The 24,326-nt window shown below is 36.2% G+C and carries 27 protein-coding genes, 1 tRNA gene and 1 pseudogene; 17 read left to right on the top strand and 12 right to left on the bottom strand.

Annotation, left to right across the window (positions count from 1 at the left end; genetic code table 11):
- Positions 1-3: 3 nt before the first annotated feature.
- The 5 genes from CXF59_RS05750 to CXF59_RS05730 form a co-directional block, all read right to left on the bottom strand.
- Positions 4-597: a 2OG-Fe(II) oxygenase gene (locus CXF59_RS05750; RefSeq protein WP_101136893.1), complete on the bottom strand. Its 594-nt coding sequence runs from the start codon at positions 595-597 to the stop codon at positions 4-6.
- 179 nt (positions 598-776) lie between these two features.
- Positions 777-2,240, bottom strand: coding sequence for an AAA family ATPase (locus CXF59_RS05745; protein ID WP_101136892.1), 1,464 nt, complete (start codon positions 2,238-2,240; stop codon positions 777-779).
- 183 nt (positions 2,241-2,423) lie between these two features.
- Complete coding sequence (locus tag CXF59_RS05740; RefSeq protein ID WP_101136891.1) at positions 2,424-3,542, bottom strand: VWA domain-containing protein; 1,119 nt, start codon at positions 3,540-3,542, stop codon at positions 2,424-2,426.
- A gap of 225 nt (positions 3,543-3,767) precedes the next feature.
- A complete protein-coding gene (locus CXF59_RS05735; protein WP_101136890.1) occupies positions 3,768-4,148 on the bottom strand; it encodes a YchJ family protein in 381 nt (126 codons plus the stop codon).
- Between the two features lie 7 nt (positions 4,149-4,155).
- Positions 4,156-4,386, bottom strand: a complete 231-nt coding sequence (locus CXF59_RS05730; protein ID WP_101136889.1) for a hypothetical protein — start codon at positions 4,384-4,386, stop codon at positions 4,156-4,158.
- Between the two features lie 643 nt (positions 4,387-5,029).
- On the opposite strand from CXF59_RS05730, the gene CXF59_RS05725 reads away from it, so the two are divergent.
- From CXF59_RS05725 to CXF59_RS14890, 7 genes are all read left to right on the top strand, one after another.
- Positions 5,030-5,389, top strand: coding sequence for a hypothetical protein (locus tag CXF59_RS05725; protein WP_157824530.1), 360 nt, complete (start codon positions 5,030-5,032; stop codon positions 5,387-5,389).
- Between the two features lie 208 nt (positions 5,390-5,597).
- On the top strand, positions 5,598-5,807 hold the full coding sequence (locus CXF59_RS14900; protein WP_157824529.1) for a hypothetical protein: 210 nt from the start codon (positions 5,598-5,600) through the stop codon (positions 5,805-5,807).
- Positions 5,808-5,824: 17 nt separating this feature from the next.
- Positions 5,825-5,971, top strand: coding sequence for a hypothetical protein (locus CXF59_RS14895; protein WP_157824528.1), 147 nt, complete (start codon positions 5,825-5,827; stop codon positions 5,969-5,971).
- Positions 5,972-6,004: 33 nt separating this feature from the next.
- Positions 6,005-6,400 (top strand): hypothetical protein, encoded by a 396-nt coding sequence (locus tag CXF59_RS05720; RefSeq protein WP_101136887.1) that lies wholly within the window; start codon positions 6,005-6,007, stop codon positions 6,398-6,400.
- Positions 6,401-6,457: 57 nt separating this feature from the next.
- Positions 6,458-6,988 carry a hypothetical protein gene (locus CXF59_RS05715; RefSeq protein WP_101136886.1) on the top strand — a complete coding sequence of 177 codons (531 nt, stop codon included), beginning with the start codon at positions 6,458-6,460 and terminating at the stop codon, positions 6,986-6,988.
- A gap of 79 nt (positions 6,989-7,067) precedes the next feature.
- Positions 7,068-7,283: an ATP-binding protein gene (locus tag CXF59_RS05710; RefSeq protein WP_101136885.1), complete on the top strand. Its 216-nt coding sequence runs from the start codon at positions 7,068-7,070 to the stop codon at positions 7,281-7,283.
- A 187-nt stretch (positions 7,284-7,470) separates the two neighbouring features.
- Positions 7,471-7,674, top strand: a complete 204-nt coding sequence (locus CXF59_RS14890; RefSeq protein ID WP_157824527.1) for a hypothetical protein — start codon at positions 7,471-7,473, stop codon at positions 7,672-7,674.
- A 32-nt stretch (positions 7,675-7,706) separates the two neighbouring features.
- Here the strand turns inward: CXF59_RS14890 and CXF59_RS05700 are convergent, their stop codons facing one another.
- Positions 7,707-8,252 carry a hypothetical protein gene (locus CXF59_RS05700; protein ID WP_101136883.1) on the bottom strand — a complete coding sequence of 182 codons (546 nt, stop codon included), beginning with the start codon at positions 8,250-8,252 and terminating at the stop codon, positions 7,707-7,709.
- Between the two features lie 93 nt (positions 8,253-8,345).
- Here CXF59_RS05700 and CXF59_RS05695 point away from each other — a divergent pair, with 93 nt between their 5' ends.
- From CXF59_RS05695 to CXF59_RS05675, 5 genes and pseudogenes are all read left to right on the top strand, one after another.
- Positions 8,346-8,594 carry a hypothetical protein gene (locus CXF59_RS05695; protein ID WP_101136882.1) on the top strand — a complete coding sequence of 83 codons (249 nt, stop codon included), beginning with the start codon at positions 8,346-8,348 and terminating at the stop codon, positions 8,592-8,594.
- 175 nt (positions 8,595-8,769) lie between these two features.
- Entirely contained in the window at positions 8,770-9,210 is a 441-nt protein-coding gene (locus CXF59_RS05690) for a KTSC domain-containing protein (RefSeq protein ID WP_101136881.1), read from the top strand.
- Positions 9,211-9,816: 606 nt separating this feature from the next.
- Complete coding sequence (locus CXF59_RS05685; RefSeq protein WP_101136880.1) at positions 9,817-10,593, top strand: DUF4369 domain-containing protein; 777 nt, start codon at positions 9,817-9,819, stop codon at positions 10,591-10,593.
- Between the two features lie 18 nt (positions 10,594-10,611).
- Positions 10,612-10,998, top strand: a pseudogene (locus CXF59_RS05680) (peroxiredoxin family protein); the annotation flags it as partial.
- Positions 10,999-11,174: 176 nt separating this feature from the next.
- Positions 11,175-11,256 (top strand) — tRNA-Tyr (locus CXF59_RS05675).
- A 272-nt stretch (positions 11,257-11,528) separates the two neighbouring features.
- Here the strand turns inward: CXF59_RS05675 and CXF59_RS05670 are convergent.
- Together CXF59_RS05670 and CXF59_RS05665 are read right to left on the bottom strand one after the other, a co-directional pair.
- Entirely contained in the window at positions 11,529-12,215 is a 687-nt protein-coding gene (locus CXF59_RS05670; protein ID WP_101136878.1) for an SIMPL domain-containing protein, read from the bottom strand.
- A gap of 53 nt (positions 12,216-12,268) precedes the next feature.
- The gene (locus tag CXF59_RS05665) at positions 12,269-12,907 is read right to left on the bottom strand and encodes a rhomboid family intramembrane serine protease (protein ID WP_101136877.1); all 639 of its coding nucleotides are present in this window, start codon (positions 12,905-12,907) and stop codon (positions 12,269-12,271) included.
- Between the two features lie 115 nt (positions 12,908-13,022).
- Between CXF59_RS05665 and CXF59_RS05660 the strand changes: the two genes are divergently transcribed.
- Entirely contained in the window at positions 13,023-13,892 is an 870-nt protein-coding gene (locus tag CXF59_RS05660) for a lysophospholipid acyltransferase family protein (RefSeq protein ID WP_101136876.1), read from the top strand.
- A 79-nt stretch (positions 13,893-13,971) separates the two neighbouring features.
- Positions 13,972-15,537, top strand: coding sequence for a YdiU family protein (locus CXF59_RS05655; RefSeq protein WP_101136921.1), 1,566 nt, complete (start codon positions 13,972-13,974; stop codon positions 15,535-15,537).
- A gap of 76 nt (positions 15,538-15,613) precedes the next feature.
- Here the strand turns inward: CXF59_RS05655 and CXF59_RS05650 are convergent, their stop codons facing one another.
- The 4 genes from CXF59_RS05650 to CXF59_RS05635 all read right to left on the bottom strand — a co-directional run bounded on the left by CXF59_RS05650 (position 15,614) and on the right by CXF59_RS05635 (position 20,017).
- A complete protein-coding gene (locus CXF59_RS05650) occupies positions 15,614-17,101 on the bottom strand; it encodes an aminotransferase class V-fold PLP-dependent enzyme (RefSeq protein WP_101136875.1) in 1,488 nt (495 codons plus the stop codon).
- 177 nt (positions 17,102-17,278) lie between these two features.
- On the bottom strand, positions 17,279-17,860 hold the full coding sequence (locus tag CXF59_RS05645) for a porin family protein (RefSeq protein ID WP_101136874.1): 582 nt from the start codon (positions 17,858-17,860) through the stop codon (positions 17,279-17,281).
- A gap of 237 nt (positions 17,861-18,097) precedes the next feature.
- Positions 18,098-18,874 carry a membrane metalloprotease gene (locus tag CXF59_RS05640; RefSeq protein ID WP_101136873.1) on the bottom strand — a complete coding sequence of 259 codons (777 nt, stop codon included), beginning with the start codon at positions 18,872-18,874 and terminating at the stop codon, positions 18,098-18,100.
- A gap of 99 nt (positions 18,875-18,973) precedes the next feature.
- Positions 18,974-20,017, bottom strand: coding sequence for a hypothetical protein (locus CXF59_RS05635; RefSeq protein WP_101136872.1), 1,044 nt, complete (start codon positions 20,015-20,017; stop codon positions 18,974-18,976).
- Positions 20,018-20,253: 236 nt separating this feature from the next.
- On the opposite strand from CXF59_RS05635, the gene CXF59_RS05630 reads away from it, so the two are divergent.
- The 3 genes from CXF59_RS05630 to CXF59_RS05620 are packed head-to-tail and all read left to right on the top strand — an operon-like array spanning position 20,254 to position 24,256.
- The gene (locus CXF59_RS05630) at positions 20,254-20,769 is read left to right on the top strand and encodes an RNA polymerase sigma factor (protein WP_101136871.1); all 516 of its coding nucleotides are present in this window, start codon (positions 20,254-20,256) and stop codon (positions 20,767-20,769) included.
- A gap of 60 nt (positions 20,770-20,829) precedes the next feature.
- Positions 20,830-21,738, top strand: a complete 909-nt coding sequence (locus CXF59_RS05625) for a FecR family protein (RefSeq protein ID WP_101136870.1) — start codon at positions 20,830-20,832, stop codon at positions 21,736-21,738.
- On the top strand, positions 21,731-24,256 hold the full coding sequence (locus tag CXF59_RS05620; protein WP_101136920.1) for a TonB-dependent siderophore receptor: 2,526 nt from the start codon (positions 21,731-21,733) through the stop codon (positions 24,254-24,256). The genes CXF59_RS05625 and CXF59_RS05620 overlap by 8 nt, the downstream gene beginning before the upstream one ends.
- The last annotated feature ends 70 nt before the right edge of the window (positions 24,257-24,326 follow it).

The raw sequence follows: 24,326 nt of genomic DNA, 5'->3' as shown, positions 1-24,326 counted from the left end.
AGATCAATCACATTTTAGCCATCCAGTAATACTCATTCGGGTATTTTGAGTAACTAAAACCTCATGAAGCAATTCATCACTTTTAAAGAAAACAGTCTTTCCTTGTGTAGGCGTAATTTTTTGGTTCTTGTTTTCTTGGTGAATCATTAATTCACCACCGTCTGCAGGTTGCCAACTATCGTTTAAATAAGTGATCATGGAATATTTCCGGCTGGGATTATTCTGAAATTGATCCAAATGTTGCAGGTAAAAATCACCTTTTTCATACAACGAATAATGAAATTCATAGTCCGTAATTCCCGTAAAACAACTCTCATTTAAGTAGCTGATAAAGGCTTCAATTTGGACAAAAAAAGCATTTTCAAATTCATTATTGTGCTTTTTATCAAGCCAATAAATAGAGTCGCTTCGCACAGCGGTATCATAGGCAATCACTTCTGAATTCCCAGTTCCTGCGACAATTAGCAAATTTTTTTGGTTTAAGGCGAGTAAATTTTGCTTTAAGCTATTGGCCAAGTCGTCGCTTAAAAAATTTTCAGAGATACCAACTTTATCCTCAATATAGGAGGCAATTAAAGCTTCAAAGCTATTTTCCATTTTATTCCATTGACCGAAAGTGATGCCAACGGAGCAAGGTAATATATATTATAGGCCGTTTTACAAAAAGACAAAAAAATAGCGCTTAAATAATTTTAAGCGCTATTGAAGTAATAATAATACTTTGTGTCTAATTATCAAAAACTAATTACACCCAATGAATTAATACAGTTTATAAGTTACAATCTACTGATGTAACTTCCATACATATCCTTGAACTGATAGCCATCAGTTATCCTGTCTTTGCTCAGTTTTTTATATTCTACCATCGCCCATAAAATAAATTCTTTCATGAAAAATTTGTCTTCCTTTTCTACTTGGGGTTGGTATTTCTTCACTAATATTTCCAAAGGAACTATAGACCCCAGAATTCTTTCGTATTCCTCATCCGTAGCATCGTCCAATAATTCAAAACCGCTTTCGGCAAAAAACCATTCGATTAAATCCGTATAGGCAGTTTTTTCATCTGGTTTTTCCAATTTTTCGATTTTAGGAAAATAGCCTGGGAAATAAGTGTGAATCGCTGATCCAATAAGGTTTTGGGCTACGTATGCCGCTCCTTCCTGCTCTCCTTCATAAACCAATTCTACTTTACCTGTAATGGAAGGTATAATCCCCATAAAGTCAGACAAACGTAAGGTTGTTTTATCAACACCAGCTCTAAGAGCACGACGTTCAGCCGTACTTAATAAGTTTTCATAAGCGGTGATGCTCATACGTGCACTTACCCCACTTTTATTGTCTATATATTCACTTTCTCGTGCTTCAAAACTAATTTGTTCCAATAGGTCTTTGGCTAAAGAAGGAACATGAACCATGTCGCTCTGAACGACATCCAGTTTGGCTTCTTGTTCCGTAATGGTACGGGCAATTTTTACCGTTTCAGGATAGTGCGTCAATATTTGAGATCCGATTCTATCTTTCAACGGAGTCACGATATTCCCACGATTCGTATAATCTTCCGGGTTTGCGGTGAACACAAACTGTAGATCAAGCGGCATTCTCAATTTGAAACCTCTGATTTGAATATCGCCTTCCTGCAAAATATTAAATAAAGCCACTTGGATTCTAGCCTGTAAATCAGGTAATTCGTTAATCACAAAAATGCAACGGTTGGCACGTGGAATCATCCCGAAGTGAATCACGCGGTCATCGGCATAAGACAGCTTTAAATTAGCTGCTTTTATCGGGTCGATGTCTCCTATTAAATCGGCAACGGTTACATCTGGTGTAGCCAATTTTTCAAAGAAACGGTCCTTCCTGTGTAACCATGAAATAGCGGTAGCATCTCCATTTATCGCGATTAAGTCTTTGGCATATCGCGAAATCGGATTAAGCGGGTCATCATTAATCTCTGATCCTGTCACAAAAGGAATGTATTCATCTAATAAATCGACCATTTTGCGCGCAAGCCTTGTTTTGGCCTGACCACGAAGTCCCAATAAATTGATATTGTGACGGGATAATATGGCACGTTCCAATTCTGGAATTACCGTATTCTCAAAACCATGAACCCCTTCAAAAGCAGGTTCTCCCGATTTTATTTTGGCTCTTAAATTAGTACGCAACTCCTCTTTAATGCTGTTGCTTTTATATCCTGATGCCTTTAATTCGCCTAACGTATTTATGTTTTCTATTTTCATCTTTTTTTATTTAACCTCTAAGTGCGCTAAGTCTTACGCAAAGCTCACTAAGTCTTTTTTGGAATTATTTTATTTTTTTTAACCATTTGAAAATTGAGATTCATTACAATTTTCTTAATTTTTTAAAAATATTAATGGTTCTCTTCTTCACTCTCTAATCTATTCTCTTTGTTCTAAATTCACTTATTTAATTCTCTTTTTACGATTCGTCTCATAATCTTCAAAAATCATCTCACCCAGTCCTTTCAGTCCGGTGTAAAAGGCTTTCCCTTGATTGGCTTCCGTGAATTTGTTGACAAATTGCTGCAAATACGGATCGTTTGCGATCATGAACGTCGTAATAGGAATGTGCAGTTTTCGGGCTTGTTGTGCCTGGCTGTAACACTTATCAACAATATATTCGTCGAGACCATTACTGTTCATATAATAGCTGCCGTCTATTTCACGAACACAGCTCGGCTTACCGTCCGTGATCATAAAAATCTGCTTGTTGGTATTCCTTTTTCTTCGCAGTAAATCCATGGCCAATTGAAGACCCGCAACAGTATTGGTATGAAAAGGTCCCACTTTCAGGTACGGTAAATCCTTAATGGCAATCGTCCAAGCATCGTTTCCAAACACCAATATATCTAAAGTGTCTTTTGGATATCGTGTTGTAATCAACTCAGCCAACGCCATAGCCACTTTTTTGGCGGGCGTGATTCGGTCTTCACCATACAATATCATACTGTGACTGATGTCGATCATCAGTACGGTACTCATCTGGGATTTGTATTGGGTATCCTCGACAACCAAATCATTCTCGGTGAGCATGAAGTCTTCCACTCCATTATTGATTTGGGCATTACGTAAACTCTCGGTTAGGGAAATTCGTTCCAGGCCGTCTCCAAAATGGAACTCCCTGAATTCTCCCGTATGCTCATCCCCGTTCCCGGAATGTTTTGTTTTGTGGTTTCCGCTGCCGGAGCGTTTCAAGTTTCCGAAAATCTGGTCTAAAGCCTGCTGCCTGATTGCGCGTTCTGTTTTCGCCGTTATTCCAATGCCTGAAGTCCCATCGTCCTTCAACTCGTCCTTGATGTATCCCTTTTTCTTTAAGTCCTCGATAAAATCATCGATAGTATAGTGTTCATCGGTGAGTTTATATTCTTTATCCAATTCACGCAACCAATCGATCGCTTCATCAAAATCTCCAGAAGTGTGCGTGATTAATTCTTTGAATATCCCAAAGAGTTTATCAAACGGAGATTGATTAGGGGCCTCATATTGCTTAAAATAGAAACCTTTTTTTTTATCATTTTTCATAGACCCTAAAATTACGTCATTTTAAAACACTGTCTTGGCAAACGATTAATAATTTTTAGTTAAATCATGGAGTATAAATAAAATAATTTGGGCGTGTTCGCAACGGCGCCTGTGCTTTACGCTCTCAATATCTCTTGTCTCCTTTTAAGAACGCCACAAGAGAGGATTTCCGTTGCAATCACTCAAGCAGTATGTAGATGCGAGAGGAGTTAATTGCTACAAAAACTAATAGAACGTACCGTCTACATAAAACCAGCTTCCGTTCTCAAACTTAAAAGTAGAAAGTTCATGGTGGATTTTATTTTTTCCAAAGGCATCTAAGAAATAAGCCTTAAACTCCACCGTCTTGTCAGTACTCTTTATAACTTCCAACTTTTGCCAATCATTGCTGCGTGCCCAATAAAGGATATCCTCTGTAGAGTAGTATACCCTTTCAGAAGGGTGTGTCGTTGCGATGAGATAATCCGCTTCTTGTGTGGCATATGCCGAATAACGGGAACGCATGAGTAGTTCGGCAGTGACTGCTTTTTTGACTCCTTTAATATATCCTTCGCAACATTGACTATAATTCATCAGAGAACCACAATAGCATTTTATTGTTATCATCTCTCGGTTATAGCTGCCCGTTAAGAGCGATTATTTTTTGCTGCAATTGATTTAATAAGACCTGATAACGGCTTATTTCCATAAGCTCGTCATCTTCTTCTGAATAGTCTAGTAAATCATCCAGATCATCACTGACTTCCACTAATTTATTATTCGCCTCTTTTGCGTTTTTACTCGCAATTAAATCAATTATTTCCTGAACATTTTTGTTCAATTCGATGAATTTTTCGTTTTCCATTATTCCTTTAATTAGTTAGTTTCTGAATTTTTCGAGTCGTGGAATTTTTTGGTAATTTGTTTTAATTTTTCCTTGCGAAGAATTTCTGCGTTTTTAACCCTATCCTGTTCTTTATGCAACTTGTTGTTGTGCTTTTTAATATTCTTTTCGTTATTCCTGCTCATAATTATTTGTTTTTCAATTCACTCCTAAAACATAGCTACTTAATAAAGTAAGGCCTTTTATGAATTGCCGTGAAAAATAAAAAGCTTTTATATTAAACAGCAGATTCTTATAGATTAGAAATCTTTGGCAAAGTTCGGCATTTTAATTTAAACAGATAGTACACTCTCGTTCCGAAATAGGATTTACATACCGATTGTTTTATTAAAAAAGACAACACGAATCCAAATTGATTCATTTCTGTTAACCAATCAAAATGTACTGTTTTAATACTGTTGGATAGCGGTCTATAAAAAAGTCTAATTATAATTTAGCGCATTACAATTTTTTGTCCCGTTTTTTTAAACAACAATCCAATAAGAAATGTAATCCTGCTTCACTTTAATAAAAATCGCTAACATTGCGGGTTGCCATAATTTAATAAATACATTTCACCTTTTTTTATAACAGTAAGATTCCCTAAACCTATCACATAGCGTAAATGAAACTTGAAAATAACAGATTAAAATTCTTCAGTTGGTCTTTAACAGAGCCTAAAACGACCGACTATTTTACATTCCTATTATTGAGTATTATCATTATGTATATTGGCTTTGAGCAATACAAAATAGTTAAAGACGAAGAACAGAGCGCCATGAGGAATGCGCTCTATACAATTCATCAAAACATTGAACAGTCTCTTAAAAACTTTTACACATCAACGTTTACCCTGGGACTTACCATAAACGATGAGGGAGTTCCTAAAAATTTTGACAGCATTGCCAAGAAATTATTACAATCCAATCACACTATTTCTGCAGTTCAATTGGTGCCTAAAGGAGTCCTAAGATATATACCATGAAACACAATGAAGCTGCAAGGGGTTGAACATTTTAAATTCATTATATCTCAAGAAAGAAGCTCTAAAATCAATCCAAAACCAAAAAATGTATTTTGCAGATCCTTTAAAACTAAAACAGGGTGGCGCTTGAATTCTAGGTAGCCTTCCGGTATTCCATTATAATGAATTTTGGGGCTTTTCAGCCGTAATCATTAAATTAGAAGACCTATTGAAGTCTTCAGGTTCTTATAACATAGACCGTTCTAAATATTACTTCCAGTTTACAAAGATTAATCTTACCACTAAAAAAGAGGTATACTACCTGCCTAAAGAAATTAAGTACTCAAAGAATTATAGTGTTTCGTTGTTTATGGCCGATGGTGATGGAAATTATACCTTACGTCCAAACATCAAAACTATTTATATTCACGAATTATAGCGCCAAGCATTTTCGGTTTGCTATTAGCAGGATTATTTGGCTTTCTAGTAACCGTAATACTGAAAAAGCAGGCTGAATTGCAACTTTTAGTGGAGGAACAGGCTGCTGTGGGGATTGCCTATACAGATTCCCTTAGCGCTTATTTTGTGGGAATCAATGATTAATATTCTAAATTATTAGAATATTCTGCGCAAGAATTGCAGAAAAAGACTTTTCAATCCGTAACGCATCCCGACGACTTAGCAGAAGATTTATGCGACTTGGAAAAACTGAAGCAAGGAACAATCAGGGATATCCATTTTAGATATAGTGCAGTGAAAGGGTATGAAAATTCTCTGGAGAGGGTGATTATCTCGACAGAAGACATTGCGGAACATAAAACTGCTGAAAAAGTAATTTTTAATTCGCAACAAAGAATTAAATCTCTGATCAATACGATTTATGGAATTGTCTGGGAATATGACATTAAAACCTTTTATTTTTCTTTTATCAGTGAAAAATTAGAGAAAATACTAGAATACACTCGCGAGGAATGGTTGGAAAGCAAAACTTTTTGGGGAGACCATATTTATCCAGAAGACCTAGAGTATTAAGTCAATTATTGGACTTTAAATGCCAACGAAAGTTTAAACTATGATTTTGAATATCGAATGGTTGCCAAATGCGGAACAATTGCTTGGCTGAGGGATATCGTGAGTGTCGCTTTCGAAAATGATAAAGCCATAGGTTTATGCAGAATTATAATCTCTATTACCATAATCAAAGAAGCAGAAAAAGATTTAAAGAATTCCTTTTACCTAGTTACGCAACAAAATAAAAGACTTTTGAATTTCTTTTACATTGTGTATCATAATTTAAGATCGCATACTAGCAATATTGCATCCATTATGAATATAATTGAAACTTCAGATTCTGAGGAAGAAAAGAAGGAGATCTTACTACTATTGAAAACGGCGTCTAATTCATTGAATGATAAAATACTACATCTTAATGAGCTTATAAACATCAGAAATAACATAGGTTTGGTATCGGAATCCTTAAACCTAAAACAATATAGAGAGATATTGCAAAATGTGCTTTCCGAACAGATAATTACCAAAAACGTTTCTATTTTGAACGAAGTTCCAAATGACGTGATGGTCAATTATAATCCCGCCTATTTAGAGAGTGTTTGTAAATAACATCCTGTCTAACTCAATCCGTTACAGTCACCCAGACAGGAACCCCGTTATTACCATTAAATAGTTAATTGAAGATGAAATGAAAGTGCTTCAAATTTCAGATAACGGAATTGGAATTGATCTTGTGAAAAACGCAGACAAAATTTTTGGGATGTACAAAACATTCAGCAATAATCCTGAATCAAAAGGGATAGGCTTATCCATTACAAAAAATCAGATTGACGCCATGAACGGCAATATTACAGTGGAGAGTAACCCAAACATGGGAAACACATTTAAAATCTATATTCGATGATAAAAAAGAAAATATGGGTGATCGACGATCATAAATTTACCAAATTATCGTTGCTAAAATCATTCAAAAAACGGATCTGGTCTCGAATATTTCTTCCTTCTGTAACGGTAAAGAGGAAATAGAAACTTTCATTAATACAATAGAAAATAAGGAGCTGCTTTCGAATATCATCCTATTAAACATCAATATGACGGTTAAGGACGGTTGGGACTTCATGGAGGAAATGGAACTGCTGAAATCTTTACAAAACAAACATATTAGCGTCTATATCGCCAGTTCATCTATTGCTATTGAAGACAAGAATAAATCAAAAAAATATCCTGTAATTTTAGGCTATTTGTCTAAACCGATTACCATGAACGATATCGAATTGATTACATCCAAGGATTAAAATATCAAACAGCAAGTACGCTGCGGTCTGAATCAAATCAACGCTCTCTTAATTTCCTCTAAGGTTTTATTGGTAAAAATCAATTCCTCTATAATTTTTTTTCGCAAAACGTCTAAATCATCGTATTCATAATACTTAGCCCATGACGTCAAATTCAGAAGATTTCTGATTTGCTTGATTTTTTTGGTGGTTTCAAAACTAGTCCTAAGTATCGCTTTCCCTGTATAATTAGGATTGTTTTTATGCTGGTAATTAACTGTATTCATCGCATAATTCATTTCTAAATAATACAATTGCTCTACCGCATTATCCGGATAAAAATGAGTCCAAGGCGCAAAACCTAACTTGGTTTTCGAATCGGATTCGGGATCCATAGCTTCTAACCTCCATTTACTGTTGGCTAATCGTCCCCAATGATTTGATACCCGATACATCCCCTTTTTAGTGTAATAATAACTACTGCCCGACTTACTTGCATACTGTACCGTCAATGCTTCCAGACTACTTAATGGCAGCTCCTGAAATACACAAAAGGTATTTTTAAAGGATTTGGGACTGGGACGAAATATTTTTTGCATTGCACAAAGGTAATCAGAAAGTCTAAAATGCGGCAGCGGGAACTAAATATTTGATTAACTTTGCAAATTAGAATTTTATAAATTAAATTGATTATGACAAAGTCTTCACAAGAAAAAATGTTACAAAAAGGGGTTTATACCGGGATAATGGAAAAAGATGAAAACAACAATTTCTTTTGTGGTGAATATCTTTTAGATTATAAAATGGCGGTTTCTAACCATACACTAGGCGATTATATTACAATTAAGTCCATCATAGAAAACCCTAGTGATATCAGCTACAATAAGTACCCTAAAAAGTCTAAGAATTTCGACAAAGCAAACAACAAACCACAACAATAGCATTATTTCAGCGTCTCTTTTTTGGCAAATAAAAACTAGTGTGCTCTCTTTTCTACGAATATTTTTTAGTCTCAAACTAAAAAATTAAAAAAAAGTGTACCTTTGCAAAAAATTTGTCGATTCTGAAACCAAATTATATTGATTTTATATTAAAAGACAAGTAGTTACCATATTTATGAAAAAAATAGTTGAATACCGCAAACTGCTAAATGTAGACAAAACTGCAGAGCTTAAAGATTTAAAAACGATCTACCGTAATTCTATGAAGGAATGTCATCCTGATAAATTTCAAGGTGATGAAACTGGATTAAAAGCAGCTGAAGAAAAAAGTAAACAAGTAATTGAAGCCTACCATTTCTTGGTAAGTATCAATCCAGAAACTACAAAGCTGAACTTACCTGAATATACAGAAACAACTACAACAGCAACAATCACAGATTATAAATTTGTTGAGGGTAGATTGATTATCAATTTTTCAAACGGTAGCGTTTATGAGTACATTAGTGTGCCTAAAGCAACTTACGTAAAAATGGTAAATGCAGCTTCTCCAGGAAGATTCGCAAAAAGACATATTCTTAATTCTTTTACTTGGAGAAAAACATTGAACCAAGATTAGATTTATCAAAAATAGAAGCACAAAAGCACTCCTCAGGGGTGCTTTTTTTATATACTCTCATTTTTTACCCTACCCCCTTTTAAGCAGACAATACATTTGTTTCAACATAGATCTCCTGTTTTAGCATAGTTAACTTGTTTTTAATAATGAGGTCCTTAAATTAACTATACCCCTTTATAATCATGCCTACAACAGATCGATAGCACAACATAAAAAGATTACAGAAACTAGCCCTTTTAGAAGTAAAAAAGGCCGAAATTGACTTGAGTATTTACACGGACTCTGTAACGCCGTTTCAAATCGCCCTCAATTTTTCAAAATCAGCGCATAAATAATGTCGCAATACCCTCACTTACGAATGCTTAATCACGAAGTTACAATTTGGGTTACCAACTGAACACAACATCCAATATCCCGATTCGACGTAGTAGATTACCTAAGCAATACCAAGTGCACAGTAACGTTATAGTAATTATTTTAACAAATATCTTCTATTATTTAGCACTTCAAATACTAAAAAAATAACAAAAATTTAGGCTATAAAATTATTTATACTTTAATAATTTTAGATACTTTTGCACACTTAACTCAATTAACTAATTAATAATGAAAAAAATAATTTTATTACTTTCTGCCGCAGTTGTTTTAATTTCTTGCAACAAAGTTGGAAAAGGCGAATTCCTTATCACCGGTACTGCAACTGGTATCGAAAATGGTAAAACAATAATCTTGGAAACTCAAGATCCTACTACTGGCGCAATTACTGCTTTGGATACTGTAAAAGTAGAAAACGGTAAATTTGAAATCAAAGGAAAAGTTACTGAACCAGCTTTCCACACGATACAGTTAGAATCGGTAGCAGGGAAAGAACCTTACATAAAAATTCCTTTTATCTTAGAAAATGGAGAAATCACTATCGCTATCGATAAAGACAGTATTCAAAAATCTAAAGTTTCAGGTACTTACAGTAATGATGAGTATGTTAAATTCAATGAGGAAATTAAAATAGTTCAAAAGAAACTAATGGATTTCCAGACTCAAAACATGCAAGCAATGAATGCAGCGCAACAAGCAAAAGATACTGCTGTAATCAATAAATTGATGAAAGGATATTCAGAAATTCAAGCAGTAGTTGGAGCTGCCACTAAGACAAAATATACTACTTATGCTGAATCACATCCTAAATCATACATCAGTGTTTTAATTGTACAAGGAATGGTTAACGATCCAAGTGCTGACATTAAAAAAACAGAGACAATTTTTAACGGCTTAGAAGAGTCTTTAAAAAGTACTAAAGCTGGAATCGCGGTAAAAACAAAACTTACTGAAATGAATTCCCCTGCTATTGGTGCTACTACTGCACCAGTTGGAGACGCTAAATGAACTTCAGATTTCGCTGCACCTAACCCTGAAGGGAAAGTCATTTCTCTGAAGGAAAGTTTAGGAAAAGTAACAATTGTAGATTTCTGGGCATCATGGTGTGCTCCTTGTCGAAGAGAAAATCCAAATGTTGTTGCAATCTATAAAGACTTGCACTCACAGGGACTTAACATTGTTGGTGTTTCATTAGATAAAGATGCCAACAAATGGAAAGAAGCCATCTCAAAAGATAAATTAACGTGGGCTCAGGTTTCTAATCTAAAATTTTGGGATGAACCAATTGCAGCTCAATATGGAGTCCAAGAAATTCCATCTACTTTTATACTTGATGCTTCGGGTAAAATTGTAGCTAGAAATTTAAGAGGCGCTGACCTTAGAGCAAAAATTATCGAGCTTTTGGCTAAATAATCGATTTTCAAGATCAAAATAAAAAAATCTCCCTAGCGGAGATTTTTTTATTTTATTCAATACCAATACGTTAAAAATAATAGTGAAATTTAGTTCAAATTTTGTTTGCAGAAACGAAAAGTGTTACTATATTTGCCACCGCTAACAACAACATAAGTGTTGTACTCAAAGGCTTCGGGGAGATACTCAAGCGGCCAACGAGGGCAGACTGTAAATCTGCTGACTACGTCTTCGTAGGTTCGAATCCTACTCTCCCCACTAAATCGTCGCAAGTAATTGCGGCGATTTTTTTTATTCCAAAAAAGTCAAAACTAAATAGCATGTTCGCCCGATTCTACTTCTTTGTATTGGGACTACTCTGGCCGCTATATAGTCGCAAGTATTGGGGAAGCTTTTTTCTGTAAAATCAATCTTTGCCTCCGCTCTTTTTATTGCTATCATTCTTAAAAAAAATACAAAATAATTAGGCAAAAAAAAGTCCCGAGACTCACTGAAAGCGGCGGGACTTTTAACTATTATTTATTCTGATTTTATTCCAATATAAAACTCACACTTACATTTGCGGTTATCATGATTTCACCTGCAGCCAGTGTTTCTCTTGTTGCTGCGCTCTCATCCATCGCCATTGTCTTCATTGCACAAACGCTCTGTGGTTGATAGTTCTGTGAGTTATCTAATATAGTCATCGCTTTGCCTACTTTTTGCCCTAATACCGACACGTAGTCTTCTGCTTTCAGTTTAGCGTCCTTAATCGCTAATTTCCTAGCTTCTGATTGGTGTTGCGCTAATTTGGAAGACTGAAAAACTACATTATCAATTCTGTTGATTCCTTCATCCACCAAGCCTTCCATCAACGCATCATATTGTGATAAATCTCTCAATAGAATTTCAACGGTTTGGATAGCGTTGTACGTAGTCTTCTTTTTTTCATAATCAAAAATCGGATTCAATGAAACACGTTGCGTTCTATAATCAGCAGGTGCCAAATTCATTTTTTTTATGATTTTCAGTACGGCCTCCATTTGCTGGTCATTTTCCTTTTTAATGTACTTGGCGTTATTCCCTTTAGTTTGTACTGTAGCAATGATAGTGGCTTGATCCGGAACGACTTTTACTTTTCCCTCACCTGCAACGCTAATTTGAGGGACTTGCTTGATTTCTTGGGCATATGAAAGTGTCATAAACAGTAAGGTTAATAGTAATAGCGCTTTTTTCATTTTGATTTGTTTTAATTAATTTATGAGGTAGTTATCTTCCAAAAGTTGTGCCACTATAGTTTTCCCATTTTTGCCATCACAAAAAGAATAATTATGGGGATGGTAAGTAATACAACCATAAAAGTATGATCAACCACTAAATGTGGATTCGATATCAGCGTAATAATATACCCTCCGATCGCGCCTCCAAAATGCGCGGTATGCCCTATATTGTCATTTTTGGCTCTCATTCCGTAAATAGAATACAACAAATAGAGGATTCCGAAAAGATAAGCTGGCATCGGAATTATAAAAAAGATACCCAACATCATGTCCGGCTGCAATAATATCGCCGAATATAAAACACCCGTAACAGCCCCAGAGGCACCTACCGCTCTATAATTATAATCGTCTTTATGGAATAATATGGTCAACAAACTTCCAAAAATCAAACTTCCAAAATAAACGATCACAAACGACAAACTGCCTAAATAGCCAATAACTACTGGAGCAAAAAAGTAAAGAGTAATCATATTGAAGGCCAGATGCGCTATGTCAGCATGAAGAAAACCGGAGGATATCAACCTAATTTGTTCACCAGCGCGAACACTACCCATATGGAATTCATATTTTCTAAAAAAAGATTGATCATTAAAGCCTTTGAAGCTAATTAGTACATTTACAATGATTATTGCAATTAAAATGGTATTCATAAAGTCTGTTTATTGTGATTAGCAAAGATACTAATTCTCGCAGACTCGATTAGTACCTCATCAATATATATCTGGACATTCATTTTTGACTTATATTTGCAAGAAAAAGTACTGCATGCAATTTCTCGTTTTTATTATAGCTTACCCTTTTCTTTGGATCATTTCCATTCTTCCCTTCCGCATTTTTTATTGGCTATCAGACGGGGTTTATTTTTTAGTCTATTACATTTTCGGATATCGCAAAAAAGTGGTTCGAGCAAACTTAGCTTTGGCACTACCTCATCTTAGCGATAAAGAACGATTGGTAATCGAGAAAAAATCATACCACCATTTATGTGATATGTTTATGGAAATGATAAAAACCATGACCATATCATCCGAAGAAATGAACCGAAGATTTATAATCACAAATATCGAGTTGTTAAAAGAATACGAACATAAAGAAAAAAGCATCATGCTTTTAGCCTCCCATTATGCAAGTTGGGAATGGTTACTTGCACTTAATCAAAAAGTAAGTTATCAAGGCGTAGGCGTCTATAAGAAATTAAGTAACAAGTATTTTGATAAACTCATCAGAGATATTCGATCAAAATACAACACCGAACTAGTTACCACCAGCAAAACGATCCCTTACATTGCACGTAACCAAAAAGAGCATATACTCTCCGTATATGGTTTGGCCAGCGATCAATCCCCAAAAGCAGGTCGAATTTTTCATTGGAAACCCTTTATGGGTATCGAAGTTCCGGCGCATACCGGCCCCGAAATGCTGGCAAAAAGATATGACCTTAATGTCATTTTTGCGAAAGTAAAAAAAGTACGAAGAGGCTACTATGAAGCCACCCTAGTTCCTATAAGTGATGACCCTAGATCGGTTCCTGATTTTGGAATTACCGACGCTTTTATTCAGGAAGTTGAAAAACAAATTCGTGAAGCTCCAGAATATTATTTCTGGACCCATAAAAGATGGAAACACAGACGCTAAGACAGCTGCTGGAATTTTAGTTTTAATTAACTGTTGTTCCAAAAATATTTGACTAATTTTGAGGCTAATGCAAAACAAAATGAAGTTAAAAATCAACAATAGATTTAGCACAGAATTACCCGCAGACCCTGACGAAACTAATGTTACGCGTCAGGTAAAAAACGCTTGCTTTTCTTACGTTAGACCCCAAATACCCTCGAATCCTAAATTAATACATTTTTCGGAAGAAGTGGCAGCAATGCTTGGCATTTCTAATGAAGACGCACAATCTTCTGAATTCACAAACGTATTTTCAGGAAAAGCACTGCTACCAGGTTCACGTCCTTATTCTATGAGCTACGCCGGACATCAGTTTGGTAATTGGGCTGGGCAATTAGGAGACGGTAGAGCCATTATTCTTGCCGAAGTAGAAAGCGAGGAACAAGTTAATACCTTACAATTAAAAGGAGCTGGCATGACGCCTTACTCCCGGAGAGCAGATGGCCTAGCCGTATTGCGTTCTTCCATCCGAGAACATTTGTGTAGCGAAGCCATGTTTCACCTTGGTGTACCCACTACCCGATCGTTATCTTTGACCCTTACGGGAGATCAAGTATTGCGCGACGTGATGTATGACGGAAATCCTGCCTATGAAAAAGGCGCCGTCGTTTGTAGAGTAGCAACCTCTTTTATTCGTTTTGGAAATTTCGAATTGTTCTCTTCTCAAAAAGATCTTAAAACATTAAAAACACTCGCTGATTTTACGATTAAATATCATTTTCCTGAAATTAAAGGAAGCACCTCAGCCAATTATGTTCAACTTCTACAAGCCGTTGCAAACAAGACCCGTGAAATGGTTGTGCATTGGCAGCGTGTCGGCTTTGTACATGGCGTTATGAATACGGATAACATGTCCATTTTAGGACTTACTATAGATTACGGACCCTATGGATGGTTAGAAGATTACAACCCCAATTGGACCCCTAATACAACGGATCGTGAAAATCGAAGGTATCGCTTTGGCAACCAAGCCGAAATAGCGCTTTGGAATTTGTATCAGCTAGCGAACGCCTTGTATCCCCTGATTCAGGAAGCGGCTCCCTTAGAATCGATATTAGAAGCCTTTCAATCACAGTATGAGAAAGAGTATTTAAATATGATGCGAAATAAATTAGGGCTGTCCACTACGGACGAAAAGGACGAACAGCTCATTCATATCCTTACCGAGAACCTACAAATGACAGAGACGGATATGACTATTTTCTTCAGGAAATTGAGCCAAATCGAGAAAGGGGAATCCGTTAAAGATGCTTTTGAATTGATTAAGGAATCCTTCTATAAAATGGAAGAAGTTGTAGACAAAACAAACGATTCCTGGATGTATTGGTTTACCCAATATTTAAATAGACTAAAACAAGAGTCAATATCAGATACCAACCGTAAAGTAGCGATGGATAAAGTGAATCCTAAGTATGTATTGCGAAATTATATGTCACAATTAGCCATTGAAGCCGCAGAAAAAGAGGATTACTCACTAATTGAAGAACTATACCTTTTATTAAAAAATCCATATCAAGAACAAAATAAATACCAAAAATGGTTTGCTAAAAGACCGGATTGGGCAAGAGAAAAAATTGGAAGCTCCATGCTGTCCTGCAGCTCTTAGAACGAATTAACAACAACTAAAACGCCCTTTAAGAGATACTTAAAGGGCGTTTTATATAAAACAGATTTCTTATCAGCTACAGTGAAAACCAACTTTTAACCAGTTCATCTTCTAATGGTTGCGCCTCTTTGTGGATAAACTCGTTAGTGTCCCGATTGTAGGTATAGTCCAAAGCCCATATTTTATGGTTTTCAGCTAAAGCCTTAATACTGTTGCAAACCATTTCAATCTCGGCATTTGTTGTTGTAGGATGAATAGACATTCTAATCCAACCTGGTTTTCTAATTAAGTCCCCTAAGGTAATTTCGTCTATCAATTTATGCGATGTTTCCTGGTCTACGTGCAATAAAAAGTGTCCATAGGTACCGGCACAACTGCATCCTCCACGAGTTTGTATTCCAAATTTATCATTCAGTAATTTTACACCCAAATTAAAATGCAGGTCATCAACGTAGAACGAAATTACACCCAATCGATCTTGGTGTTGCCCTGCTAAAATTTTAATATTCGAAACAGAGCCTAATTCAGAGAAGATATAATCTACAATTTCATGTTCTCTCTGCAGGATATTTTCAATTCCCATCTGCTCTTTTAACTGGATAACAAGAGCAGTCTTAATCACTTGCAGAAAACCAGGAGTTCCCCCGTCTTCCCTATCTTCAATATTATCGACATACTTATGTCCTCCCCAGGGATTAGTCCATGAAACTGTCCCTCCGCCCGGGTTATCGGGTACTAAGTTTTGATATAATTTTTTATTAAATACTAAAACACCACAGGTTCCAGGTCCGCCAAGAAATTTATGAGGTGAAAAGAAAATGGCATCTAGATAACTTTCCTGATCTTCAGGATGCATATCTATTGGCACATAAGGCCCTGAACAAGCAAAATCAACAAAACAAAGTCCGTGATGTTCATGCATTACTTTTGCGACCTCGTGATAAGGCGTTCGTATCCCCGTTACATTAGAGCAGGAAGTAATTGACGCAATTTTAAAACTACGTTCTTTGTATTTTTCTAAAAGTATTTCTAAATTTTCTATACTAAACAATCCATCTTCTGTAGAGGGGATAACTTCAACATCAGCAATCGTTTCTAACCATGACGTTTGATTCGAATGGTGTTCCATGTGTGAAATAAAGACAACAGGTTTCTTATCAGCAGGCACACTTATAAAATCTTTCAGGTTCTCTGGCACTTTCAATCCCAAAATACGTTGAAATTTGTTTACCACGCCCGTCATTCCAGTTCCGTCTGTAATTAGAACATCATCACTATTCGCATTGACATGCTTTTTGATAATACTTCTGGAATGATGGTATGCCTTAGTCATTGCCGTCCCGGACACCGTAGTCTCCGTGTGCGTATTGGCAACAAAAGGACCAAACTCATTCATCAATTTTTCCTCAATAGGACGATACAAACGACCACTTGCTGTCCAATCAGTATAGATAATTTGTTGCTGCCCGTACGGAGAGCGAAAGTCTTGATTGATTCCTATGATATTCTTACGAAATTGTTGGAAATACTGTTCTAATTGGGTTGGATTCTCTTTGGTAGTCATTCTAATCATTATTTGGTCGCAAAGATAATTGATTTTTTGGGAATCTGCAATTGAGCTGAATTGTCTTTTACAATCAGTAACAACTACTTACAAAAAATCACTTATTCGAAACAAAAACAACGCCCTTTCAAAGTAGTATTCTGAAAGAGCTCATTTTTAGTATTGAAACGTCATGATTTACAAATCAAATCCGACTGAAAATTGCCAAACTCGGTTGTGTGCTTTTCCTTGGTCATACAAATCCCCAAGACCTAAGTGGTACCGCACTCCTAAAGTAATTCCGGAACCGGTTTTAAAACCTCCTCCAAAGTTCATCCCCCAGTCAAAATTATTGGGATCGTATTCCTGCGAACTGCTAAACAAACCATTGTATTCTTCCTTATGGGAAATAGCCAATCCTATTTGTGGGCCTGCCTCTAAATAGAAGTTTTTAGACGGATAGGCTTTTAGCAGTATTGGTAAATTGATATAATCCAGTTTTTGGGTAAACGTGCCATTAGCATCTTTAATTTCATACCCTTGTTGAGAATACAGTAGTTCGGGTTGGATAGAAAAGCTTTCGCTGATAAATGATTCTCCATAGACCCCTATGTGAAAACCGTGGCGTTGCCCCGTTTCTCCGTCACCGTCAAAACTTACAGCGGATAAGTTATACCCTCCTTTTATACCCGCATTTGACTGATGCGTTGCTGTATCTTGTGCGTGTAATGATGTAGCTATAACCACTAATAAAGCGAGTGTGCTATATATTGTTTTCATATTATTCTTATTTATGTTGGGCCGTTGGGCCAATAATTTAAAACGATTCCCGACACCTTCACTTCAGGTAGGTGACGTATCGATACGTTTGTTCAATATCACTTCGAGTGTTTCAAAAATTTCGGATATTGAAACATATAGAAAAGCCTTTATACAAAAAACAACTCCCAAAATAAGTTCGGGATAAAGCAGATTGACGTTTTTAACAATAACAACCAGGGGGTTTATGTTACTCTTCTATTTTCCCCCGTTAGCTTTAAGATCAGCTAAACATTGGGCATCCAGTTTCGGGGCTGAACCTCCTGAAACCATATTAGCAACTCCTCTACCTGATTCTGCAGACCAATACATTAAACAACTTTCGACATCACAATGTTTTTCATGTGCCGCATCTTCATGGTTGCTTTGCAAAGGTGCTCCTAAATTCGTCAGTCCAAGAATATGACCAAACTCATGCGTTATAATTGTTGTTTCAAATAAAGACCTGCTAGGTTCAAAAGGACTATCGCTTAAACTCTGAATCGTCTTCTCATAAATAACAAAAGACGTATTTCTATAAGCTGTCCCTAAAACATAGCTGTTCCCTGAGTCAGAAGCGGATGCTCCGTCAATAAAAAGAGCCCATACCGCTATTTGGTTCGCAGTGTTGTACTTCGTTCTGTTAGCATCTTCGATAGCTACGATTTCCTGATTTGTAAAAGTAGCTTTCCCAGGTGAGGCAATCGACCTTTTTACGACCGTTATACCACCTGGCTTATTGGTTCTGGCATTTAAAAAAGAAGTTAAATTATTAACTGATGTTGCTGATGGTTCAAAACCTTGGACATAGACCAATTCGATTACCATGCTTTTATAAGTATCACCCGATAATAAATCATTAGATGAACTCCCCGTTGCTTTTTTATTATTACTGATGGAATTTCCATCTACTGCGATCGTGTCTGTACTGTCCTCTTTTGAACAAGAAACAAAGAAGACAAACGCCATGATTACTAATGCAATACTTTTTTTCATTTTACGCTTTTTTTGTTAAACTCTTAATTCTAAAAACAGCAACCCGACCAGTTGCTGTTGATAACTAATCCAATATTCCCAATGAAGTTAAAACTCTAATTATATTTGCTTCAACACCAAGGTCACGGCAGCATTTGTTTTGCCTTGTAACGTTATTGTCGATGTTGTAAAACTTGCTACTTTCCATGTGTTATTTAATAAACTAAAAGAACTACTTCCTGTGAAGTTCAATTTTAGAAAAACATCTAGCTCTGAACTTACCGCATAAGTACCCGCTGCAGTAGTTGTCAAGGTAGTAACTGCTTTCACCGTCCAATCGTTTGCAAAATCTACTGTACTGTCTTTATAATTGTTTGCTGAATCTACTCCTGCAGTGATAAACGATTGTACTTTGAACCGACCGTCAACCAAAATAGTTTCTATTTTTTTAGAATTATCCTCTGCTTGAGTTATTGTTGCTTGCGTTGTAAGAGAAGCGTTAATATTCGATTGTAATTCAGCATCACTATTAACCGTTGCATCTGTACCTCCAGCAAGTGAAACAGTAATCGGGTAGTTTACTGAAAATAACTCGGTGCTTTTTACATTACTCATATACGTAAACAATTGCTTTTCGGATGTGATAACCACACTCCCTGTTTGTTGTATACTTAAATTATAAGTTAAAATTGTAATAGGGAAGTTAATGTTTAATGAAGTGATGGCTCCTTGACCTGAGGCTTCGGCTGCACTACATGCATTCAGAATAGCATTGTACTCTGTCTGATTGTTTGCAGTCACTTCTGTATAGTTACTTGTTTTGACACGCAATGGAAATTGCAGCACCACTGAATCCTGATCATTGTTAAACTGACCTAAAATAGTAATCACTTGTTGGTAATCCAGTTGGCTAAAAAGAGTAACCTGACTGCCATTTACTTTAGCAATAGCGGGCAATACAATGGAAGAACAGGAAGCTCCATCAATAAAATCATCAAATGAACCGTCATACATCGAAGTACGTTTCAAATTCTTTGCAGTTGTTGAATTAGCAGCATTTGTATTTGGATCCTCTCCTTGTACGTCATCCACTTCACTTTGACATGATGTGAAACCAAATATAGCCATCAATGCAATTCCGGTAATCGTTTTTAATCTTTTCATAATTTACAAATTTAATGTTTTTCTAATGTTATACAGCGATGTTTGATTCGCCATTCTGTTAGTAAGACAATTAACATTATTTTTACCCTACCCTTAATATTGCTAAAAAAATAAAAAAAATATAAACACCTATATATCAATAATTTGCGCTGTTTAAAAAAATTACATTTAATCTGCCCCTTCCGTTGATTAAAAAATAATTTACATTTACAGCCCATTCAATGAACCTACCATAGATGAACAACTCAGATAAAAACCTTTGTGAAGAGCAACACTTTAGTCACTTTTACATAGAGACAGTACAATCAGCTACTAATTTTGCCTACTATAAATGTGGTGACAAAGATGCTGCACTAGACCTTGTTCAAGATGCTTTTGCTAAAATTTGGGAGAATTGTTCCCAAATTGATTTCAATAAAGTCAAAACCTATTTACTCACTACGATAAATAATTTATTTCTCAATACCATTAAACACAATAAGGTCGTTATGGCTTTCGCCAAAGAGACGCCTAATTTAGACACCACAAATCAAAGCCCAGAGTATTTATTCGAAGAAGAAGAATTCAAAGTAAAACTACAAAATGCGATTGCCTCTTTAAGTGCAGCGCAACGTGAAGTTTTTTTGATGAATCGCATTGACGGTAAAAAATACCGTGAAATCGCTGAATTACTAGATATTTCCCAGAAAGCAGTTGAGAAAAGAATGTCGGCAGCGCTTAAAATTTTGAAAGAGCAAATAGAAAACATATAATTCTTTGATTTATAGTAGGGTAAATCGAATTGAAATTGTCTTATACATATAGAGTTGAAAATGAAAAACGAAAAAGAAATAATAAAGTGGCTTAACGGTGAACTTTCAAGCAAGGAAATCGAAGATTTAAAACAATCTGAAGGTTTTGACACGATTGAAAAAATAGCGCATTATGCTTCGCATCTTGAAAGTCCAGAGGTAGATGCGCAAGCGGCATTGGCGGCTTTCAAAACAAGATCCCTTTCGAAAAAAGAAACGAAAGTACGAACCTTAAACTTCAAAACCTTCTTTAAAGCGGCGGCGATTTTAGTAGTACTGCTTAGCTCATCTTATTTTCTGTTTTTCAATAGCAACCAATCCTACGAAACCGGAATCGCACAAACAAAATCGTTCCGATTACCGGATAACTCCGAAGTTTTATTGAATGCCGCATCAAAAATAACATTCAATGAAAAAAAATGGGAAAATAACCGGAATCTAACCCTTGATGGCGAAGCCTATTTTCAGGTAAAAAAAGGAGAAACCTTCAGTGTACAAACTACTGATGGTGTTGTAAAAGTACTTGGAACCCATTTTAATGTAAAACAACGAAGTAATTACTATGAAGTAATTTGCTACGAAGGATTAGTAAGCGTAACCTATAACAATGAAACCGTTAAATTACCTCCGGGAAAAACGTTTAGAGTTGTGAATAAGCAAATTGAAGCCGTGGATGATTCTGCTGCAGAAAATCCATCGTGGATGCAACAGGAATCGAGTTTTACGGGAATTCCTTTGGATCAGGTCATAGCGGAATTAGAGCGCCAGTACGATATCAAAATTAAAGCAGATGATATTGATACTTCTAAGCTCTTTACGGGAAGTTTTACCCATAACAATCAAAAAATTGCTCTGGAAGCAGTAACTATTCCTTTAAAGTTGAGTTACAAAATAGATGGTAAAACTATCGTATTCTATAACTATGAATAAATGGATTCTTTATTTAATGTTATGCACGGCAACAATTGGTCAGGCACAAACAGCAACTAATAAAATCGCTTTGACGGCGGTCATGGCCAACATTGAGCAACAGTTTAATGTTAAATTCTCTTATGCCGTAGAAGATGTAGTCACTATTGCTATCGAAAAACCGGCTACTGAACTAACACTTAAGCAAACGATAGCGTACCTCAACTCTAAGGTCCTTTTGAACTTTAAAGCGCTGGATAATCGCTATGTTACGGTTTCCGTATTAAACAAAACATTCCCTGTATGTGGTACCGTACAGGCTCAGGATTCTCAATCACCGCTGCCGGGAGCAACTATAAACGTTGACAACAGCGACAGTAGAACCATTACTGAAAAAAACGGTGATTTTAACTTGGACAATGTAGCACTTGACACTAACATTACTATTTCGTACATAGGCTACGAATCTATGCAGTTTACCGCTAATGAATTATTTTCTGCTAAAAAAAATTGTAAGAAAATATTCCTAAAACCTTTCAAGGAAGAACTCAATCAAGTATTGATTAATGTTTACTTAACACCTGGATTACAGAAATATATAGACGGAAGCACGGTCTTAAACACTAAAAAGTTTGGTATTCTTCCAGGGCTTGTAGATCCCGATGTACTGCAGTCCATACAAGCTTTACCGGGAGTGGAAAGCACGAATGAAAGTATTGCTAATATTAATGTACGCGGCGGGACTAACGACCAGAATTTAATGCTTTGGGACAATATAAAAATGTACCATTCCGGGCACTTTTTCGGTCTAATTTCCGCCTACAATCCTAACGTAACTAATAAAGTCACGGTAAGTAAAAATGGAACCAGTGCCGCTAATAGCGATGGAGTTTCGAGTACAATTAACATGAGTACTAATGATAAGGTAGGAACTATTATTTCAGGTGGCGGCGGTGTCAATCTAATCAGTGCCGATGCCTTTGTAGAAATCCCGCTGGCAAAAAATCTCGAGTTGGATATCTCCGCGCGTCGTTCCGTTACTGATTTAATTAATACGCCCACTTTTAGCAACTACTACGAGAGAAGTTTTCAAGACACAGAAATTAATGCCGACAGTGCTGATAAAAGTACCAACTCTGATTTCTATTTTTATGATTATACCGCTAAATTACTATTTGATTTAAACGACAAGCATAGCTTTAGAGCGAACATAATTGGGATCAATAATGCCTTAAATTATGCTGAATACGCTAACGAAGACCAAAACGAATCTAAAGTCAGTAAGCTCTCGCAAAAGAATCTCGGATACGGAGGAAGTTGGAAAGCCCAATGGACAAATGCTTTTAGAACAGAGATAGTTACTTATTTTTCCAGATACAACATTGATGCTACCGATTATCGGGTGCCAACAGACCAGCTATTGACAGAAGCCAATGAAGTACTTGAAACGGGAACCAAGCTGAATGCCCATTATAAAGCAAACTCTAATCTTACTTTATTATTGGGGTATCAGGTTAATGAAACTGGGATGCTCAACCAAACTACCGTTAGTACGCCCTCTTATTCCAGCACTAAAAAAGACGTTCTACTCAATCATGCTGCCTTTGCGGAAGCAGAGTACAACAAGAATAACACCTATTTAAGACTGGGAGCACGTTTAAATTATTTTAAAAAATTTGACAAATTACTCGTAGAACCTCGCATTAATGTCCGCCAACAGGTATCGAAGCAATTTGCCTTAAAACTGGAAGGGGAGTTTAAAAATCAAACCGCGACTCAAATCATCGATTTTCAAGACGATTTCCTCGGTGTTGAAAAAAGACGCTGGGTGCTGGTCAACAATGAGGACATTCCTATTGCAACCAGCAAGCAAGGCTCTTTTGGGGTTGAATTCAAGCGGAATAAATTGAATGTTGAGCTGACAGGATTTTACAAAATTGTCGATGGCATTACAGCTTCTAATCAGGGATTCTACAATAGCTTTCAATATAAAAATGCAAACGGTAGCTATACGGCAAAAGGAGTCGAATTTCTGGCCAATAAAACGGTAAGAAGATTCAGTACTTGGATTAGTTACACGTACAGCACTAACGACTATGAATTTGATTCCTTTACTCCCTCTACTTTCCCAAACAATGTCGACATACGGCACTCTGCCTCGCTCGGGTTCAATTATGATATCCTGGACAATCTGAAAATTTCAGTGGGAGGAATTTGGCGCAATGGGCAACCATACACGCGCCCGATTGAAGGCAACGAAACCGTAAAAAGCGGTAACAATACCATGGTGAATTATGGTCAACCTAACAGCGAAAATCTAGATGACTTTATGCGATTAGATGCTTCTTTCAGTTATACTTTTAATTTCAGTTCTGCCATTAAAGCGACACTACGGGGCGGGGTAATCAATATCACTGATGAAGACAATGTTATAAATCGCTATTACAAAGTAGATCCTAACGACAATAGCAACACGGTTGTCGTTAACAACAAATCTTTGGGATTGACCCCTAACGTAAGCTTTAGGGTTAATTTTTAGCCTCCGATAAATCATTACCTATTAATAGCAATAAACCCCTTTCAAATTCAACTTTGAAAGGGATTTTATG

Origin of the sequence: Flavobacterium sp. ALD4 (genome assembly GCF_002836475.1) — a bacterium.
Classification (GTDB): Bacteria; Bacteroidota; Bacteroidia; order Flavobacteriales; family Flavobacteriaceae; genus Flavobacterium.
Note: the sequence above shows the minus strand (reverse complement) of the source record. Positions and strands in the feature narration are given on the sequence as shown.